Below are 18772 nucleotides of genomic sequence, written 5' to 3'. Positions count from 1 at the left end.
GCTGTGGCGCTCTGGACCACTGCACTCACGGAATGGTTGGATATGGTCATGCCTGCGCCTCCCACTGTCGCTATCTGCGGCCCCGCGTCGTGGAACCACCTCATCCTCCTGAACCACCTTCCGGAGCCTGCCCCCCACATGCAATTTGCCCGCCGTTCGTGGGAGACGATAGGTGGGACATCCGCCGGTAAGGCCCTGCATCTCGCAGACCTAGGTGTCACCGTTCGGTTGAGTTCTCTACTCGGAACTGACATTGAAGGCCAGCGGGTCCGCAGCGCCCTCACCGCGGCCGGAGTCGCCGTCGAGGCCTTAACGACCGGGCAGACGGAACGCCACGTCAATTTGATGACCGACGGCGGCCAGCGGGTGTCGCTGTACGTTGCGGTCCCGACCACTCCTCTCCAGCACGAGCTCCGCATCACGGCTGAGGCGGTTGCCGCAGCAGATCTCGCCGTGATTGACCTCAGTGAACTCGGTGCGCTTCTGTTGCAGCGCCTGGACGCCCATCAGACGCCTATTTGGGCAGACCTTCACGACTATGACGGATCGTCCGAATTCCATGAACCATTCGTTCGCGCCGCCACTACAGTTTTCATGAGCAGTGATAGCACGGAGGACCCATGGGAACTTATGCGTTCCTGCCTCGAACGCGGTCCTCGCTTGGCCGTTTGCACCCTCGGAGCAGACGGGGCCATTGCGCTGGAGGCTTCCGGGGCGCGACATGAGGTCAGTGCCCCTCCCGCCGATGTGGTGGACACCAATGGTGCCGGTGACGCCTTCATGGTCGGATTCCTGGCAGCGACGCTCCACGGCGCCACAGTTGATGATGCTCTCAAGGCAGCAGTAGCACAGGCTCGCATTGCGATAGAAAGCGAGCATCTGCACCCGAAACTCTCCGAGGTGCTGACGGCTCCTTAGTACAGCTCGATGTCCAGGGTTTCCTCTTCAACAAAATCCAGAGCGCTCCTCACAGCACCCATGGTCACCACGGAATCACCTAAGGGTGAAACGGCCAGCCGCGGAGGAGTAGCGGTGAATTCAGGCAGGCGCTCAGCAATGGGATCCAGCAGCGCGCCCGCCGATTTGGCTACTGCGCCCCCTATCACCACAAGCTCCGGGTTGTGGATGGTGGCCACAGCCCCGATAACCCTCGCCATGCGATCGGCCAGCCGATCCAGAATCCGCCGTGCCACAGCGTCACCCCGGAGTGCGGCGGCGAAGACGTGTTTTGCTTCGATGGCCTCTGGAGGATATTCACGGAGTAGCGTTTCGTCATTTCCAGTGATGGCCTCGGCAGCCCAGGTGCGTGCCATGAGAGCTATCCCAAAGGTGTCCCCCACCCCCTCAACCTGCTTGAGGAACGCCAGCTCGCCGGCGCCTCCGCCGCAACCATGCAGAAGCCGGCCGTCGTCGATCACTCCGGAACCAAAGCGCTCACTGGCGAGGATAACCACGACGTCGTCCACCCCCACTGCTGAACCGCGCCAACGCTCGCCCAGGGCCGCCAAGTTTCCGTCGTTGGCCAGCAACACCGTCCACCCATGAAGATCCTTCAGAGCCGATTTCAAGCCAACGTCCAGAAGAGCCCAGAAGGGTTGAGTCGTCAGTACATTGCCGTTACGGCCCACCGGGGCCGCAATTCCGGCGCTGACTGCGAGAACCGCGTCGGAGGTGACGCCAGCCTTGCGAAGGGCATCACATGCCGTACTGTCAATGGCCGATACACGCTCGCGGGGACTGATATCAGAACCCGGAATACGGTCATCAGCCGTGATCTGAACTCCACGAAACTGCTGACTCGCCCTGCCCACAATTTCACCACGAAGGTTGGACGCCACGGCCGTCACCTTGGAGACCCCCACATCCAGGCCAATGACGTACCCGGCGTCCTGGTTTAGAACGAACCGTCGGGCAGGACGTCCTTTGAGGTACTCACCAAACTCGCGTTGGTTTTCAAGCTCCAGAATCCAGCCCCGGTCCATGATCTCTTCACATACAGAAATGGCAGTTGCACGGGCTAGCCCCGTGCCCTCCATAACGTCCGAGATTGTCACGATGGTGGAAGCCCTCATAAAGTCCAAGACCGATCTAAGGCTTGCCCGCCGAAGCATCTGCGGCGTCGGCGAGGATGAAGGGGCGCTCATCGGGTCTTGACCTCTCTGTAGCTCAGGTCACATAATACTTCAGGCACTAAATTTTGAATCCAAATTAACTTCGGAGACACAATGAATGCAGCCCCGGACCATTCAGAATCCCCCGCCCCCAGCAACTCCGCCCTGGATCGATGGAACACCCTCTGGGAGCCCGCCGCGCGCCGGTACCAGCCGATCCTCGATCATCCGACGCCGGCCTCCGCTTCCACAGCCACCCCGTCACCAGAGGCGACCGCCCAGCTTTAGCGCCGAGAGCCTCTCGTCCCGCCCCTTCGGAACTACCAGGCAACCATCTTTGTGCGCTTGGCTTTTTGAGGCCACAGTCGCGCCCGCTTCCATCTGCAAGCGCTTCCAGTTTATGCTCTTTTGCTCTTGTTTAATGTCTAGACTCCGCCTACCTTGATGGGTAGCCGTCATCGTGACGCGGCCGCCGATCAGTAGGGCGGCGTCAGTCGCTGCCTAGGACTCCCGGCCTGCAGCGGCTCCATCATCGAGGAGACTCACCTCCATGCCAGCACACGACGAGGACGTCGCAGTCCACTTTCCTCACAAAAGGAAACGCTTGCAATTCTTAGCCACGTTGGTCCTTCTTACCGTCTTCGGCACACTGTTTACCTCCACGCTTTCAGCTCCCCTGGCCCAAGCCGCGGCTCCCGGACCCAAAGACGCCACCGCGGTGATGTTCTCCTGGACATGGAACGCAATAGCCCGCGAATGCACAGAGAACCTCGGGCCAGCCGGATACGGATTCGTACAGACATCTCCCCCGCAAGAACACGTACAAGGCCCGGAATGGTGGACCCACTACCAGCCGGTCAGCTACAAGGTGGAGTCACGGCTGGGCACGCGTACGGAGTTCAAGCACATGGTGGACACCTGCCACACCGCGGGTGTGAAAGTGATCGCCGATGCCGTGATTAACCACATGTCCGGAAAGAGCACCGGGGGAACGGGTTGGGCAGGAACCACATTCCAGCACTACGACTATCCCGGAAACTACCAAGGGCAGGACTTTCACTCGTGCCGAAGGGACATCGCCAACTACCAAAACCGATGGGAAGTCCAGGAGTGCAATCTGGTCAACCTCTCCGACCTCAACACGTCCTCCCCCTACGTTCAGGGAAGAATTGCCGAATACCTCAACGATCTGGTGACCTTGGGAGTTGACGGGTTCCGGATTGACGCCGTCAAACATATTGCGGCCAGCGACATGCAAGGAATTCTCTCCAGGGTCAATGACCGTGCCAGGCTCTACGTAGTCCAGGAAGTTATCCGGGCCAACGAACCGGTACAGCCGGAGGAATACACCAGCAACGGTGATATCCACGAGTTTGCCTTCGCCCGCAAACTCAAAGAGGCCTTCAACGGCGGGAACATCAACTGGCTGATCACAGGTAATGGCATCGGCTCCACCTGGGCCGGTTTCCTTCCTCAACAGAACGCCGCAGTCTTCGTCGACAACCATGACACAGAACGAAACGGCGAAACGCTCACCTACAAGGACGGGGCAAACTACGATCTCGCCCAGATCTTCACAATGGCGTGGAACTACGGATCCCCCTCGATCCATTCAGGTTATTCCTTCTCCAACAATGAGACAGGACCGGCTGTTGCCTCGAACGGGGAAGTCATAGATCCCGTGTGCGGCCGGAATGGCTGGACTTGCAAGCATGCGCAAACCAACATCGAAAACATGGTGGGCTTCCGCAATACGACATATGGCGCCCCGATCGTCAACAAGTGGGACAACGGCTCGAACGCCATCGCCTTTGGTCGTGGCGATAAGGGCTATGTGGCGATCAACCGCGGCAATGCCATCACCAGGACTTTCCAGAGCTCCCTTCCCGCCGGCCGCTACTGCAACGTGGTGGCGGGACTGCCCACCGCTACCGGCTGCTCAGCGGGTGACGCGGTAACCGTGGACGCATCCGGGACTTTCCAGGCCACTGTCGACCAAAATGCCGCCCTCGCGTTGCACATCAACGCAAAAGCAGGCGGGCAAACAGAGCCGGGGGCAATCAACCTCAAGGTGTACTACTCCACCGCCAAGGGCTGGAGCGACTACAAAATGCACTACCGGGTGGGCGCCGGCGCCTGGACAACCGCACCGGGCGTCACCATGACCGCCGCCTGCCCTGGGTGGCTCTCGTACACCATCCCCGCCGGCTCAGCCGGTGCAACGGCTGCGTTCAACAACGGAAACGGCGTATGGGACAACAACAACACCAGCAATTACGCCTTGAGCGGTGGGATCGCAACCGTGAACGGCAATGTGGTTAGTCATACCGATCCTTGCAGCGGTTCATCTACCCCTGGACCGACAGACACCACAGTGCTGTTCTACTCAACCAACAAGAATTGGTCCGCCTATTACGCCCACTATCGGGTGGGGACCGGTGCATGGACCACGGCCCCGGGCATAACCATGACTGCCTCATGCCCTGGTTGGGTAACCACCTCCATCCCCCTCAACGGAGCTTCCGGAATTACCGCTGCATTCAATAACGCGGCGGGCACCTGGGACAACAACGGAGCAAACAACTACGCTGCTGGACCCGGTTATCACCAAGTGAAGGACGGAACAGTCAGACAAGGAAACCCTTGCGCCTGACACACAAAGACCTCACGTACCCGGGCCTTCCGGTCACGTGAGCCGGGAAGGAGGCGGCGCCGGATCCCGGCGTCGCCTCCGTTTGCAGCCTCATCGTCGAAGCCGCGGTGAGCAGGTCTCCAAAGGACCCACAGAAGTACCTGGCAAGCGAAACCGTTTCTTGCGCAGTCTGCATGGCTCGCAGTCCGAGAGTCGCCACGACCTCCAGGGCCGTCTCCCTCCGGCCGGTAGAACCGTGGTCTGGCCGGGGAGTCAGCCATCCGCCACGTCCAGAACTGTATGTCTGACTCCCTCTGGCCGATAACGGCGTATATGTCGGGACTGAAAGCAGTCCCCGGCCCGTCCGGCACAACCATCCCGCCAAGCGATGGCACATGCCGAAGACCAAGTCCGCTCACGTCATGACGCCCCACCCCCACCTGCCCATGAATAACCAGAAGCAACAACGCTTTTGTCATTCTGATATCCCGATCATCGCCGGATGGGGCCTCCGCGCAACCAGTGCACTGACATGCCTGTGCCAATCTGAAAACTCCGCTCGACGCGCCTACGCCACTTCTCCCCTTCCGATCTTTCCGGACCTGCCCCGTCCCCCTGAGTTGCACTCCAGCCCCTAACCAGCGAATTGGTCCCTAACAGAACGACCCACCAGACCAACGACCGCAGGACGACAGACAAGGGCAAAGGAACAGGACAATGAATGCGCTCACCATCAAAGACCCGGCAGACCTGCTCAGCTTCATCGGGCACACCCTAGGGTTCTGGCCCCAAGAGAGTCTGGTCTTCATCACCCTGGACAAAGGCAAGGTCGGCGCCACCCTCCGCATCGACCTCCCCCGATACCCCGGCACGGAACTTTCCTACGCCCGAACCGTCAGCAGCTACCTCACAAGCGACACCAGCGCCACAAGCATCGTCTTCGCCCTCTACACCTCAACCCACGGCGAACCAGGCCGGCCCAAACCACATGCAGCTACCATCGCCGCCCTTACCGGGGTCCTCGCAGAGAACGGCATCACCATACGCGACGGAATCTTCGTCAACGACGAAACCTACTCCCCCTACGACAGCGAACCCGGCCAAGACATCAGCCTGCCCATCAGCACCACTGAATACAGCCGAGTCAACGCCGAATTCATCTACCGCGGCAGCACCATCGAACCCACCAACCTCATCGTCCTCCCGACGCCGACCCACGAAGCAGACCACGCCACCGGCGTCGAAAACTGCATCAGCACCATCCGCGCGCAGGCACCTCATCAAGCCGCGGAACATGCCAGCCAGCTCTGGACAGCGATGCTCGACAGCAACGACTTCCCCACCGACGAGGACTGCGCCACGCTCATCGCGAACTTCCAATTCCCCCACATCCGCGACCGGCTTATGGCCGACATCCCCGGCATCGACGAACCACCCCAACACATACTTTTCGCGCTAACGGAGACTGCACCTCAGTGGTCGCGCGTCGAATGGGCAGAACAACTCCTCATCCACGCCTATACCAGAACCAGCTCACAACACGCAGCTCCCATCCTCACCACTATCGGCTACATCAATTGGTGGGAAGGCCGAGGATCCAAAGCACACCAATACCTCCAACTCGCCCTCGACACCGACCCCGGCTGCCGCTTCGCACGACTCACCGACCAAATGCTCGGAGCCGGCATCATCGCAGGCTGGAACACCATCAAAAACACCGCCTACAAAACCCAACTCGACATACCCTGAAAGAGGGGCAGACAATTTGTGCCCTGCTTCGTACCAATAGAGGGCGTCCTCATCGTGGCCGGCTGGAACACAAGTAGAGGCGACACCTACACCACGACCTCCGGCGCACAGAAAAGGAGGCGGTGGCCAGTAGTAGCCCGACGAGCGTCTACAAACGCCAAACAGCCTTCGAGCTGGTTGAGACTGCCCACGCGGGCCCTTGGACACCCCTACGCGGCGGTACAGGCAGCCCCCTTCTTCACCGTCGTAACAACGCCTAGAGGCGTGTCGCCGCGCAGGACCGCATCGAAGTTCTGCCACACGGTTTCGATTCTGCGCTGGACATTTTCCCAGCCGACACCTGCCATGTGGGGCGTGCAGACAACCTGTTCCATATTCAGTAGTTCACTGGCTGTGTCGAGCGGCTCCCTGTCGTAGACATCAAGCCCGGCTCCTGCGATGCGTCCCTCCCGAAGTGCGTCAATAAGGGCGTTCTGGTCTAGGACTTCGCCACGGCCGACGTTCACCAGAACGGCGTTCTGCTTCATCAGGGCAAGTTTGTTCCGGCCGATCAGCTTGTTTGATTCCGCATTCAGCGGCAGTGCCAAGCAGACGACGTCGGACACTTCCATCAGTTCTTCCAACGCGACGGGGCGCGCGGGAATGAGTTCCGAAACGGTGAGTGGAATTTCCCCGTTGTCGTAAAAGACTACGTTGGCGCCAAAACCATGGTGCACTATTTTCCCGATCCACCGTCCGATGTTTCCCAGCCCGACGATCCCGACTGTTTTGTTGTAGAGCTCCGAATAGGACGTCTCGTCCAGGTCTTCGCGCCACTTTCCCGCACGCAATAGCTGAGCGGAAGCCGGGATCCGCCGCATCACGGTTAGCAGGAGGGTGAGCGCGTGCTCGGCGACTGAGATGGAGTGGGTTTTCATTTGTGCGACCGGGACCCCGAGTTCGTTCAGGGTATCGATGGGAAGCTGACCGTAGCCGGAACTCATGTATTGGATGAAATGCACGTTCTTTGCGGAGCGGAAGACTTCTTCGGGCACATCAACTCCGGAGATGAGGAAGTCGGCATCCTCGGCTTCACGGCAAATCTCAGAAATATCCCCTGTCAGCGGCATCACTTTCACCTCGAACCCCTCGGGTGCCGACTCCAGAAGGCGGTCGATGTAATCCTTGAGTGGGTTAACGAACAGGACTTTGTAGGTCATGGGTGCGTATCTTTCTTGAGGACTGCCCTGTCGACGGTGACGTGGCAATGTATACGGGTTTGCGAAGGGTTGCTGGCGGGTACGGACGATGGGCCGGTTGCCCGGCTCCGCGCCGACCTACGCTGGCAGGGCTTTGATGATCGTCTCGAGTACTTGCTGTGTTCCTGCTGTTCCGCCGAGGTCGCGTGCCAGAGGTCCTGATGCCAGCGCTGCTTCGACGGCAGCCTGTATGTTCTGTGCTACGCGGATGCAGAGATCATCGTCGTGTTGCCCGCCAAGCCATTCGACCATCATGGCGGCCGACAGGATCATTGCGATTGGGTTTGCGATTCCCTTGCCTGCGATATCCGGCGCGCTGCCGTGGGATGGCTGGAACACGCCGTGTGTAAGGCTGACATCGGCGGAAGGTGCCACGCCCAGGCCGCCGACGAGGCCAGCTGCGATCTCGGAAATGATGTCTCCGAAGATGTTCTCTGAGACCACTACGTCGTAGCGTTCAGGGTCGGTCACCATGTACATGGAGCCGGCGTCAATGTAGTACTTCGCGCTTCCAACATCAGTGTTTCTTGCTGCAACCTCGTCGAACACCTTTTCCATCAGGACGTTGCTGCGGAGGGCATTGGACTTGTGCAGCAGGGTGACATGACCTGGGGTACCCCGCTTGCGACGTGCCCGTGCCTGGGAGAACGCGACATCGAACAGCTTCTCGCAGGTGGCCCGGGTGATCGTCATGCGATCGCTCGCACTCTCGTCACTGGGCTCATGATAATCCGACAATCCGGCGAACATCCCTTCAGAGGTCTCCCGGATGACGAGCATGTCGATGTCCTTCGCTTTCACGGGGCTCTCGACACCCGGAAAGAGCCGGACCGGGCGGAGACTTGAGAACAGTCCGTAGTGTGCACGCATCTCTACCTGGGCGCCAAGTTCGAGGCCTTCGGGTCCACGGACGTCTGGGAGCCCCATTGCGCCGAACAGCACTGCGTCCGCTTCGCCGATTTCATCCATGTCAGCGGCGGTAATTTTTCTTCCGGTGCGGCGGTACAGGTCAGCACTGAAGTCGTAGAACGCGTAGTTGATCGTAAGCCCGTATCGGGCTTGGCATTCCTTCAGGACGGACAAAGCCGCGTCAACGACTTCCGGCCCGATGCCGTCTCCCGGCATGACGGCGATGTCATAGTGAGCCATGGTTTACTGCCTTACTGGTCGTGGGGGGGGTCGTCGCACCGTCAGGCCTTCCAAGCCGCAGCCGTCGTTGGCCACGACCGGATTGGCCCTGATCCCACTGGGTGGGATGAGATGCTTGTTTGGTGGGAAGACGCTAGCAGGGCACGACGCGGGACGCAAGGTGCCGCCCGCGCCGGCGGGCCAGCGAGTCACCGCTGGGCGTCATCATTTGAGACTGTTGCGTGCGTCACATGAGGCTGCTATCGTCTATCCGCTTGATGACAAGGAATTCCCACTGGGTGGGAAACTTGATATCAGGTCCGGCATTCAAAGACGCAGGCAGGAAGAAATGATGAAGCAACCTCAACTGGAAGAGAACGCCCTCCCCCTACAAGGCATCCGCGTGTTGGAGCTTGGCAGCTTCATCGCCGGGCCATTTGCGGGACGCCTTTTCGGGGACTTTGGCGCCGAGGTCATCAAGATTGAAAAGCCCGACGGCGGGGACGAACTGCGTGATTGGCGGAAGACCCGTGGTGCCACGTCCATGCTGTTCCGCACTATCGGCCGAAACAAGAAATCCGTGGCCCTCGATCTACGTTCGGCAGTGGGACGCGAAGCAGTCAAGAAGATCGCTGCCCAGTGCGATGTGGTGATCGAGAACTTCCGACCCGGCACTCTCGAAAAATGGGGACTGGGCCCGGACGTCCTCCAGGAACTCAACCCCGACCTGGTGCTGGTGCGCATTTCCGGCTACGGACAGACAGGCCCCTACAAGAACCGTGCCGGTTTTGGCAGTTCGGCCGAGTCCTTTGCGGGTCTTAGGTATGTCACGGGCGAGCCGGACCGACCTGCAGGCCGCGCCGCTGCCAGCATGGGCGATACCGTGGCCGGACTCTATGGTGTGATCGGAGCGTTGATGCTCATGCTGCAGAGGGCCCGCGGCGTGAACACCGGGGCATCAAGGATCGTGGATGTTGCACTCTACGAAGGTATCTTCAGCCTTTTGGAGTCCCTCGTCCCCGACTACGACGCCTACGGCATTATCCGTAAACGCACCGGTGGCGCGCTTCCCGGCGTCGTTCCTACCGGCTCATACCTGTGCCAGGACGATCTGGAGGTGGTCATCGGGGGCAACTCGAACTCCGTCTTCATCCGCCTCATGAAGGCCATCGGCCGAGACGACCTTGCGGAGGATGAAACCCTTCTCACCACCGACGCCCGCGGGGCGCGCGAGGAAGAACTCAACGGCGCCATCGCAGCCTGGACCGGCAGCATGCCCCTCACAGACGTGCTCGACAAACTGGACGACGCCGGCGTCCCCGCCGGACCGGTCTACGACGCACCCAGCATCGCCGTGGACAAGCACTATCTGGCCCGCGACATGATTCAAACCCACGAGGTAGTGGTCGACGACGAACCCGAGCTCATCCGGTTCCCGGGGGTCGTCCCGAAGCTGCCCGGCCACCAGGGACAGGTCAACTGGATCGGTCCCGATCTTGGCCAGCACACCGAAGAGGTCCTGCGTGAGCTCGCCGGTATGGATAATGACGAGATCGCGGCACTGGGACCACAGGAGGTGCGCTGATGCAGGTCGAAATTACGGACGTCTTCCTGCGCGACGGACTACAGGATGAAGAGGTCATCGTCGCAACAGCGCACAAACTCGAGATAGCCGAAGCCCTGGTCGAAGCCGGAATCAAACGCATTGAGGCGGTTTCCTTCGTCAATCCCCGGCGGGTACCGCAAATGGCCGACGCGGCGGAGGTCATTGCCTCTTTGCCCACCATCGACACCGTTAGCTACACCAGCTTGGCCCTCAACGGAAAAGGCATCGAAAGAGCCGTGGATGCAGGAGCCAGGGATATCCAAGTCGTCGCCTCTGCCAGCCAGGCGCACAGTAACGCCAACGCAGGGCAAAGCATCGAGGATGCCCTGGCAGGAATCGCCGACACGGTGGCGCGTTTTCCGCAGATCCGCTTCTTCGCCGGCATCTCCACTGCCTTCACGTGCCCTTTCGAAGGCCCCGTCAACATCGACCATCTGCTTCGAGTCATCCGCGCTTTCAAGAGTATGGGCATCAACAATATCGGCCTGGCCGATACGTTGGGCACCACCTCCACGGAGCAGGTGATCGCCAGCCTGGCCCACGTGCGTGATTCGGAGCCGAACATGACCTACTATCTCCACCTGCACAATGCACACAGTCAAGCACTGGCGACTGTGGGCGCAGCGGTGACTGCCGGCGTCGTGCGTTTCGACGCTGCGCTGGGCGGCTTTGGCGGCTGCCCCTTCGCTCCGGGCGCCCATGGCAACATCGCCACTGAAGAGCTCGTCAAATATCTGCACGGTATCGGCCACGAAACCGGAGTCGACGAGGAGCGCCTCGCGGAAGCCGTCAGGCTCGCGCGGGATATCGTCACGCACTCTCCCGCAGCGATCCTCGATCCCGCCCGCTAACCACCCCACTGACAGCAAGAAGCCTCACCACCAGAGACCAAGCACTGATAACGATTCCTACTCACAGTTTTGGAGACGATGATGTCTACAAGCCCACGCACAACAGAACCCACCAGCGAACCAACGGACACGGTTATGAGCGAGAACAGTCCCGGCCCTGCCGGCGGCATCAAGCACCCCGTCACAAAAACGGCGGGGGCTCGCCCCGGAACGCACTACCCCGGTCGGCTCGGATCCAGCATTGCCAGCATTCCTGCTCCCTTGTACCTAGTCCTGGCGGCGTTGGTTGTCACCGCGTCGCTCACGGGCAACCTCCCCGACACCATGGTGGTCGGTTTCGCAACCACTATCCTTCTTGGCGGTCTTTTCATCTGGATCGGGAACCTCTTCCCGGTAGTCCGTGACTTCGGCCTTCCTACCATCCTGTGCACGTTCGCCCCCGCCACCTTGGCCTTCTTCGGCGTCATGCCCGGGAATCTGGTGACGGTGGTCCAAAACTTCATCGAAGGCCATGGCTTCCTGGACTTCTTTGTCATCGGCATCATCGCGGGATCCATTCTCGGCATGCCCAGAGCATTACTCCTCAAAGCAGGTCCGCGCTTCGCGGTGCCGGTGGTGGGCTGCCTCATTGCAACTTTCGTCCTCGTTGGATTGCTCGGCTTGGTGACGGGCTTCGGTTTCATCGAAGGCATCCTCTTCATCGCCGCCCCGATCATGGCCGGCGGCCTGGGAGTGGGGGCCTTGCCGATGTCCAAGATGTACGCCTCGGCGACCGGAAGCGACTCCGCCGCGTTTATGGGCGACCTGATGTCCGCCGTCGTGATGGCGAACGTGGTCTGCATCCTCATCGCAGGTATCTACAACGGCCTGGGCAAGCGTAAAAAGCAGCTCTTCGTTGGCTTCAACGGCCACGGACAGCTGATGCGGATCAAGGGCCGCTCTGACGAACTCACCCTGCCTCCCAAGCGCGACGCATCCTCTTTCATCGCCTTGGGCAAGGGTCTGCTCATCGCTGGCAGCCTCTTCGTTTTTGGCAACTTGATGGCAGCTTTCGCCCCGGGCCTGCACCCCTACGCCTGGGCCATCATCGCGGCGGCCGCCGTGAAGATCTTCGGCCTGCTTCCCAAGGACATCGAGGAATCCACAGCCGACTGGGGCGACTTGATCGGCGCAGTCCTGGTGCCGGCCCTCCTCGTCGGCGTCAGCCTGACCTACATCGACATCAAGGACGTCATCGCCTCACTGAGCAACCCGCTGTTCATCCTGCTCACCGTCTGCACAGTGGTCATCGCCACCGTGACCTCCGGCATCCTGGGATGGCTGGTGAAGTTCAACTTCGTCGAAGCCTCCATCACCCCTGGACTGGTCATGGCAGACACGGGTGGAAGCGGCGATGTGTCCGTGCTCAGCGCGGCCAACCGCATGCACCTGATGCCGTTCGCAGCACTCACCAACCGGCTCGGCGGCGCACTTGTCCTGTTTGTGACATCACTCATTGTGCCGCTGCTGGCCTGACAGGCGTCCGACGACAGCAATAATTGCGACGGCGGTGCCCCGCCCCCTTTTCGTGCAGGGCACCGCGCAACCCCACAGACTTGGAGAGAACATGACCAGTACCGACGCACCGCCTGTCGGGACGACCAAGCTTCCGGATGAAGGCAATGTAGCGGCGATCGTCGGCGACGTTGTGGCAGAGCGCGCCGGGCACCTGTTCGGCCTCATGGGCAACGGGAATGTCCACCTCATCAGCCGGCTCACACGTCGCGGTTTTCCCTTCACCTCCGCCCGCCATGAATCGGCGACAGTGGCCATGGCCGACGGATACTACCGGGCTACCGGGGACATCGCTGCTGCAACCACCACCTACGGCGCCGGCTTCACCAACGCCTACACCACTCTTGCCGAGGCACGCATCGCCCGTATCCCCCTGGTTCTGGTGGTCGGCGATGCACCCTCCACCGGCCCCCGGTTCTTCGACATCAAGCAATCCAAAGCAGCCGACGCTGTGGGAGTAGTGACGCTCGTCGCCACTCCAGACAACGCCGAAGCCATTACGCATCGTGCCTTCGACCTGGCCCTTCAAACCGTCCAGCCAGTGGTTCTGGCCATTCCGTACGACCTGGCGACAGCGCCGCCAGCGGAAGCAGCGACCTTGGAGCCTCTGCCGGTAAAGCCGGCGTGGCCTGCTGAGCCTGCCCATGTGGAACGCGTCGCTGGATTGCTCGCCACCGCGAAACGGCCACTGATCCTGGGCGGCCGCGGCGTGCTGTTGGCTGATGCCGTCGCTCCCTTACGTGACCTGGGTGACCGGCTCGGCGCACTCTTCATGACCTCAGTCATGGCAGTCAACGCTTTCGCCAGCCCTTGGGACCTCGGCATCGCAGGCGGTTTCACCAGGCGACACCGCCTCGAGGTCGCCCGACAGGCCGATGTGGTCTTGGTTGTCGGAGCCAGCCAGAACCTCTTCCAAACCCGTTACGGAAACCTGTTTCCTCCGACAACCACCATCATCCGCGTCGACAACGAGCCAGACCCCGGAAACCTGCCCTCAGCAGAGTACATCCGCGCAGACATCCGGCCATTTCTGGAAAGTCTCCTTTCACGCACCGTGGCTGCGACAACGCTGACCTGGCGCGATCAGGCTCCGGAAGTGGCAAGTCCCGCCTTCCGTTCGTCCCGGCCTAGCGAAGATCCCGCGGAGTTCGGTCCTGATGGTCGACTCAACCCACGGGCCGTCGTAGCAGCCCTGGACCGGATCCTACCCGCCGAACGCTCAGTAGTGATGGACGGCGGGCACTTCATCGGCTGGGCGCCGATGTACCTCTCCGTTCCCGACCCGCAGGCGATGATCCTCGTAGGCACCGCCTTCCAGGCCATCGGTATGGGCTTCGGTTCCGCAGCAGGCGTCTCGGTGGCACGCCCCGAGCGCACCACCGTGCTAGTCAGTGGCGACGGCGGCGGACTCATGGGTCTAGCCGACTTCGAGACATTCCTGCGGGCAACCCGGAGAGGCGTGATTGTGGTGCTCAACGACTCTGCCTACGGCGCAGAGCTCCACCAGTACGCCGTCAAGGGCCTGCACGAGGAGGCAATGCTGATTGACGAGGTCGACTTCGCTGCCCTCGGGCGTGCTCTGGGGTCATATGGCACCAAGGTCCGCACCCTAGCTGAGCTGCAGCAACTCCAAGACTGGCTTGCGCACCATGAGGAAGGCGTATTCGTCCTGGACATCGCCATCTCGCAGAAAGTGGTGGCCGACTACATGTCCGAGTCAGTGGCCGCCAAGGGCTAGCCAGCATCATAGGCTACTGACATGCCCTCATCTGAAACCAACGGAAGCAACCGCACCTTGGAGCGCGCCGCCGCCATCCTCGATGCCGTCGGCCGGTCCGCCGTGTCAGCCAGTGAACTGGCACGGCAGACCGGCCTATCGGCGTCCACTACACACCGGCTGGCCCTGCAGATGGTGGACTATGGTTTCCTGCGCCGCACCGACGGCGGCGCATTTCGGCTGGGAGACCGGTTCGTGAGATCCGCACTGGAAAACGCCGGTTTGCCAGTCCTCCGCGAGCTACGCGACCAAACCGGCGAAACCGCACAACTATGGGTGAAGCGAGGAGACGAACGCGTATGCCTGCTCAGCGCCGACAGCCAGCACGAACTCCGGGCAATCCTGCCAATAGGAGCGCGGCTTCCACTCCCCCAAGGCTCCAGCGGCAGGCTGTTAGCGGCCGACGAGGAAACTCTCACCGAACTTGCCGAAGTCGGTTGGATCGAGTCGGTCGGTATCCGAACCCCGGGTCTGGGGTCGATCAGTGCCCCGGTGCAAACCGAGGAAGGAATCATCGCAGCCGTCTGCTTGGCCATGCCCCTTGCCCGTGTGGTCAAATCACCCGGCCAAGACTACGGCGACCAAGTGATTAGCGCAGCACTAACAATCGCGGACGCCGTTGAGCGAAGAAGACAGACTCTATAAGTCGGTGGGCGCGCCCCCGACGCCAGCACGGCTGGTTTGATCCGTCATTTGGGAAGTACCGGCCTCGGCGCTCTAGAGGCTTGCAATGAGATAGCTCCAAATATTCCAGCCGGTGAATTACTTTACCAAGTTAATTTAATCACATACTGTGGTCCGATGGTGATGCATTGCAGCATCCCTGAGAAGACAGGACCACTTTGAAATCTTCACGTGAACCCCTTCGCCGCCTCCGTATGGGGGCCGCCATTGCCCTGATTTGCCTACTCGCGACGTCCACCGCCGTCACAGCAACGGCCGCACCACCGCTGGAATCAACCAGATCCGGCCCGCCAGAACGAGTGTCCATCGTGGACCCCCAAGCTACCTCCCGAACGGCCTCCCTTTTCTCTTATCTGCGATCCCAACAAGGCCAAGGGATACTCTTCGGGCATCAGCAGGACACCGAGTTCGGACTGACATTTGACCCGAATCAAGCAGATGGGTTGCAATCCGATGTGAAAGCCGGAACGGGACACCACCCTGCCGTGTTTGGTTGGGACTTTGGTCATGACGGCTTCGGATCCGCCCCCGGAAGCCCCGAGCCCGAGCAGAATTTCCAACACACCCTGAACCTCGTTAAGGCAGCTGACAGGATCGGCGGCATACAGACCTTCTCGGCCCACATGGACAATTTCGTCACCGGCGGGGCCTTCAACGATACCGACGGCGGCGTTGTCCCCCGCATCATGCCTGGCGGGGACAAACACCAACAGTTCACCGACTACCTTGACCGAGTGGCACGGCTTGCGAAGGCCGCAGTAGACGACGACGGTGATGCCATCCCCATGATTTTCCGGCCATTCCACGAGAATGCCGGCTCATGGTTCTGGTGGGGTGCAGCCCACACCTCGTCCTCACAGTACATCGAGCTGTTCCGGTACACCGTGGAGTACCTGCGCGATGTCAAAGGCGTGCACAACTTCCTCTATTCCTACTCCCCTGGCGGCGGGTTCGGTGGAACCAGCGATGTCTTCCTTCGAACCTATCCAGGAGACGCCTTTGTGGATGTCCTGGGCATCGACAACTATGACAGTTCCGGTGGTTCACGGCAGTGGCTCGATGGGCTCGTGGCGGATCTGGGCATGATTTCCCGAATCGCTGATGAGCGGGGAAAGGTTGCCGCCCTCACTGAAGTCGGCATCAGCGGAGCGCTGAAGGCCAACGGCCAGAATCCCAATCCGGAGTGGTACTCACAAGTCCTCAATGCCATCAAGGCTGATCCCGACGCACGCCGAATGGCGTGGATGCTGACATGGACCAACTACAGCACGGAACAGTTTTTTGTTCCCCATCCGGCGACAGGCCAACTCACCGAGCACGAAATGTTGGAGGACTTCCGTGCCTTCGAAGCTGATGACTTCACTGTGTTCAGCTCAGACTTGACCAAGAGCAACATGTGGAAGCGCAAAGTCAAGACTGAGGCTCACGCACCTGCTGTGCACGTAGTTTCACCAGTGGATGGAGCGCGCATCACAGGGACGGCCACCACCGTCCGTGTTCGGGTGAGCGACGTTAAACCGAAGGCCGTGTGGTTCACGCTCGGAGATGACTCCCGCAAGTATCCCCTGAATTTCGACGCCGCATCCGGCTACTACGTGGGGACTCTGGCTGTAGCCGAGGCCGTTTTAGTCAACCAACGTACCGCTCTCACAGTGACTGCTGAACTCCCAGGCAAGCACAGGCTCACGGCAGCTCAGCATGTGGTCCTCGGGCAGAAGCCAGCCAACGCCCCGGGCGTAGTCGACGACTTTGAAGCCTATGCGGACGACGACGAACTCAGGGCGAGCTACAGCACAGTAGGCGCCAATGCCATCTCATTGGCTGACGCGCCGGTCGGAAGCGGCCAACGATCCCTGAGTTTCAAATACGATTTCAGCCTCCAGAACTACACAGGTATCACTCGACGAATAGACGGAGACTGGTCCAGTTTCAGCGCGTTTTCGCTGTGGTTACAGCCGGACGGTTCGCAGCACAAGCTCGTGCTGCAACTGGTTTGCGGCGGCGTTGCTTACGAAGCCTACCCATCCCTTGCCAATACACAAGGCGACAACATCAGCATCCCGTTTACCGACTTCAGGCCAGCACCATGGGACACAGCCAACGCTGACCGGCGTATTACCCCCGAGGACCTTCAGGACCTTTCCCAGTTCAATATCTTCATCAACCAGACATCCGAGGGAACCTCCACCAGTGGCACCGTTTACCTGGACGACCTGAAAGCGCAGTAGGGCCGTCAGGTCATCGGCGGTTGATTGAAGTTCTGCTGCAACATCAGCGCTGCGGCCCCTACAGAGGCTGCATCAGTGACCTGCGTAGACAGCCGCACGGTTACTGGGTGTTTTGGGGATGCAAAAGCGTCCGCCCGGAGACGCCTGTCAACGAAGGGCAGGTAGAGGGAGCCTGCGGTGGTGAATGAGGGTCCAGCTAGGGTTACGGAGTCCAAATCGAGGATGTTCACCACCGCCAGAACCGCGTCGGCTATGTGGGTGGCCGACTCCTCGATGAGAGCCAGTGACAAAACATCACCGTGAACCGCCGCAGTGGCAACTGCGGCGAAATCGCTGAAAGGGTCGTTGTCGAGAGACAGCTTGGCCGTGGTTGACCGACCGGCGGCCACAGCCTTCCTGGCGCGTTCCGCCACGGCCCGCGGTCCGGCCACTTCCTCCAGATTCAGTCCGGACCGCTGACCCCCTTGGAAATGTACGTTTCCAAGGGGGCCAGCGTTCGAGCTTGCACCGCGGTACAAGGACCCGGAGAAGAGCAATCCGACACTAATGCTTGCCCCCATGTAGAGGGTGCAGTGAGCCGTGGCGTTGGGAATAGCTCCACTCCAGAAGTCTCCCATGGCAGCGGCCGTGGCTACGTTATCCAGCAGCGTCGGGATCCCGGTGGCCTCAGAGACGGCTTCCCGGACGGGAAATCCCTCCCACCGGGGCATGCTGGGCGAGGACAGGATGGATCCTTCATCCAGATCAAGTGCGCCCGGGGCGACCAGCCCGATGCCAGCCACAATTCCGGCATCAACGCTGGCCAGTCTCAGCAGCGCCTTAACGTGGTTTGACACCTCAGCAACAACCTCTGTGGGAGGCCTGGAGCGGGCACCGCGAACCCTTGTTCTCGCCATCACGGAGCCAGCCGCGTCAGTCACCAGAACCACAATCCAGTCTGCACCCAGCTGGATTCCCACACTGCATCGCGCACGGGGGTTCAGCCCAAGCAGGACACGGGGCTTCCCTTTGGCACCTGTGTAAGTGCGCTCACCCGTCTCCTGGAGGAGTCCCTCCTCCAGGAGAGACCGGACCAGATTGGAAATGGAAGCCTGCGTCAGACCGGTGCGCTCGGCAAGCTCGACGCGGCTGACAGGACCCTCAGCCCGGACTCGGTCCAGGATCACTGCCCTGCTTGTCGGCGTTATCTTGGGTGAAGGAATGACGGTCATGGA

General features: G+C 60.7%; 13 protein-coding genes. 9 read left to right on the top strand and 4 right to left on the bottom strand.

The window, feature by feature from the left end; all coding sequences use genetic code 11:
* The first annotated feature begins 48 nt into the window (after nucleotides 1-48).
* Complete coding sequence (locus tag ACZ5J0_RS08630; RefSeq protein WP_464094593.1) at nucleotides 49-918, top strand: carbohydrate kinase family protein; 870 nt, start codon at nucleotides 49-51, stop codon at nucleotides 916-918.
* Here the strand turns inward: ACZ5J0_RS08630 and ACZ5J0_RS08625 are convergent.
* Nucleotides 915-2144 carry an ROK family protein gene (locus tag ACZ5J0_RS08625; RefSeq protein ID WP_179017330.1) on the bottom strand — a complete coding sequence of 410 codons (1230 nt, stop codon included), beginning with the start codon at nucleotides 2142-2144 and terminating at the stop codon, nucleotides 915-917. The two genes, ACZ5J0_RS08630 and ACZ5J0_RS08625, sit on opposite strands and share 4 nt — an antisense overlap.
* Nucleotides 2145-2715: 571 nt before the next feature.
* Here ACZ5J0_RS08625 and ACZ5J0_RS08620 point away from each other — a divergent pair.
* Both ACZ5J0_RS08620 and ACZ5J0_RS08615 read left to right on the top strand, forming a co-directional pair.
* Nucleotides 2716-4764, top strand: a complete 2049-nt coding sequence (locus ACZ5J0_RS08620) for a carbohydrate binding domain-containing protein (RefSeq protein WP_250821622.1) — start codon at nucleotides 2716-2718, stop codon at nucleotides 4762-4764.
* A 696-nt stretch (nucleotides 4765-5460) separates the two neighbouring features.
* Nucleotides 5461-6492 carry a DUF4192 domain-containing protein gene (locus ACZ5J0_RS08615; protein WP_464094592.1) on the top strand — a complete coding sequence of 344 codons (1032 nt, stop codon included), beginning with the start codon at nucleotides 5461-5463 and terminating at the stop codon, nucleotides 6490-6492.
* A gap of 209 nt (nucleotides 6493-6701) precedes the next feature.
* On the opposite strand, the gene ACZ5J0_RS08610 is transcribed toward ACZ5J0_RS08615, so the two are convergent.
* Both ACZ5J0_RS08610 and ACZ5J0_RS08605 read right to left on the bottom strand, forming a co-directional pair.
* Nucleotides 6702-7691, bottom strand: a complete 990-nt coding sequence (locus tag ACZ5J0_RS08610; protein WP_464094591.1) for an NAD(P)-dependent oxidoreductase — start codon at nucleotides 7689-7691, stop codon at nucleotides 6702-6704.
* Between the two features lie 117 nt (nucleotides 7692-7808).
* Nucleotides 7809-8879 (bottom strand): isocitrate/isopropylmalate dehydrogenase family protein, encoded by a 1071-nt coding sequence (locus ACZ5J0_RS08605; RefSeq protein WP_464094590.1) that lies wholly within the window; start codon nucleotides 8877-8879, stop codon nucleotides 7809-7811.
* Nucleotides 8880-9210: 331 nt separating this feature from the next.
* Here ACZ5J0_RS08605 and ACZ5J0_RS08600 point away from each other — a divergent pair, with 331 nt between their 5' ends.
* The 6 genes from ACZ5J0_RS08600 to ACZ5J0_RS08575 all read left to right on the top strand — a co-directional run bounded on the left by ACZ5J0_RS08600 (nucleotide 9211) and on the right by ACZ5J0_RS08575 (nucleotide 17558).
* Nucleotides 9211-10443 (top strand): CaiB/BaiF CoA transferase family protein, encoded by a 1233-nt coding sequence (locus ACZ5J0_RS08600; RefSeq protein ID WP_464097220.1) that lies wholly within the window; start codon nucleotides 9211-9213, stop codon nucleotides 10441-10443.
* Nucleotides 10443-11315, top strand: a complete 873-nt coding sequence (locus ACZ5J0_RS08595) for a hydroxymethylglutaryl-CoA lyase (protein ID WP_464094588.1) — start codon at nucleotides 10443-10445, stop codon at nucleotides 11313-11315. Before ACZ5J0_RS08600 ends, ACZ5J0_RS08595 begins: the two co-directional genes overlap by 1 nt.
* Before the next feature lie 135 nt (nucleotides 11316-11450).
* Complete coding sequence (locus ACZ5J0_RS08590) at nucleotides 11451-12830, top strand: 2-hydroxycarboxylate transporter family protein (RefSeq protein ID WP_464094587.1); 1380 nt, start codon at nucleotides 11451-11453, stop codon at nucleotides 12828-12830.
* Between the two features lie 91 nt (nucleotides 12831-12921).
* Nucleotides 12922-14607 (top strand): thiamine pyrophosphate-binding protein, encoded by a 1686-nt coding sequence (locus ACZ5J0_RS08585; protein ID WP_464094586.1) that lies wholly within the window; start codon nucleotides 12922-12924, stop codon nucleotides 14605-14607.
* Between the two features lie 21 nt (nucleotides 14608-14628).
* Complete coding sequence (locus tag ACZ5J0_RS08580) at nucleotides 14629-15291, top strand: IclR family transcriptional regulator (RefSeq protein WP_464094585.1); 663 nt, start codon at nucleotides 14629-14631, stop codon at nucleotides 15289-15291.
* A 197-nt stretch (nucleotides 15292-15488) separates the two neighbouring features.
* Complete coding sequence (locus tag ACZ5J0_RS08575) at nucleotides 15489-17558, top strand: glycosyl hydrolase (RefSeq protein WP_464094584.1); 2070 nt, start codon at nucleotides 15489-15491, stop codon at nucleotides 17556-17558.
* Between the two features lie 5 nt (nucleotides 17559-17563).
* On the opposite strand, the gene ACZ5J0_RS08570 is transcribed toward ACZ5J0_RS08575, so the two are convergent.
* On the bottom strand, nucleotides 17564-18769 hold the full coding sequence (locus tag ACZ5J0_RS08570; protein ID WP_464094583.1) for an ROK family transcriptional regulator: 1206 nt from the start codon (nucleotides 18767-18769) through the stop codon (nucleotides 17564-17566).
* Nucleotides 18770-18772: the final 3 nt, after the last annotated feature.

The organism is Arthrobacter sp. DualSoilB13, assembly GCF_055389195.1.
The sequence above is the reverse complement of the archived record's forward strand: the minus strand, read 5'-3'. Positions and strand labels throughout refer to the sequence as shown.

Coding starts and splice junctions, on each gene's coding strand:
- ACZ5J0_RS08630 (WP_464094593.1), top strand. CDS start 49: ATGCCTGCGCCTCCCACTGTCGCTATCTGCGGCCCCGCGTCGTGGAAC.
- ACZ5J0_RS08625 (WP_179017330.1), bottom strand. CDS start 2,144: ATGAGCGCCCCTTCATCCTCGCCGACGCCGCAGATGCTTCGGCGGGCA.
- ACZ5J0_RS08615 (WP_464094592.1), top strand. CDS start 5,461: ATGAATGCGCTCACCATCAAAGACCCGGCAGACCTGCTCAGCTTCATC.
- ACZ5J0_RS08610 (WP_464094591.1), bottom strand. CDS start 7,691: ATGACCTACAAAGTCCTGTTCGTTAACCCACTCAAGGATTACATCGAC.
- ACZ5J0_RS08605 (WP_464094590.1), bottom strand. CDS start 8,879: ATGGCTCACTATGACATCGCCGTCATGCCGGGAGACGGCATCGGGCCG.
- ACZ5J0_RS08600 (WP_464097220.1), top strand. CDS start 9,211: ATGAAGCAACCTCAACTGGAAGAGAACGCCCTCCCCCTACAAGGCATC.
- ACZ5J0_RS08595 (WP_464094588.1), top strand. CDS start 10,443: ATGCAGGTCGAAATTACGGACGTCTTCCTGCGCGACGGACTACAGGAT.
- ACZ5J0_RS08590 (WP_464094587.1), top strand. CDS start 11,451: ATGAGCGAGAACAGTCCCGGCCCTGCCGGCGGCATCAAGCACCCCGTC.
- ACZ5J0_RS08585 (WP_464094586.1), top strand. CDS start 12,922: ATGACCAGTACCGACGCACCGCCTGTCGGGACGACCAAGCTTCCGGAT.
- ACZ5J0_RS08580 (WP_464094585.1), top strand. CDS start 14,629: ATGCCCTCATCTGAAACCAACGGAAGCAACCGCACCTTGGAGCGCGCC.
- ACZ5J0_RS08570 (WP_464094583.1), bottom strand. CDS start 18,769: ATGACCGTCATTCCTTCACCCAAGATAACGCCGACAAGCAGGGCAGTG.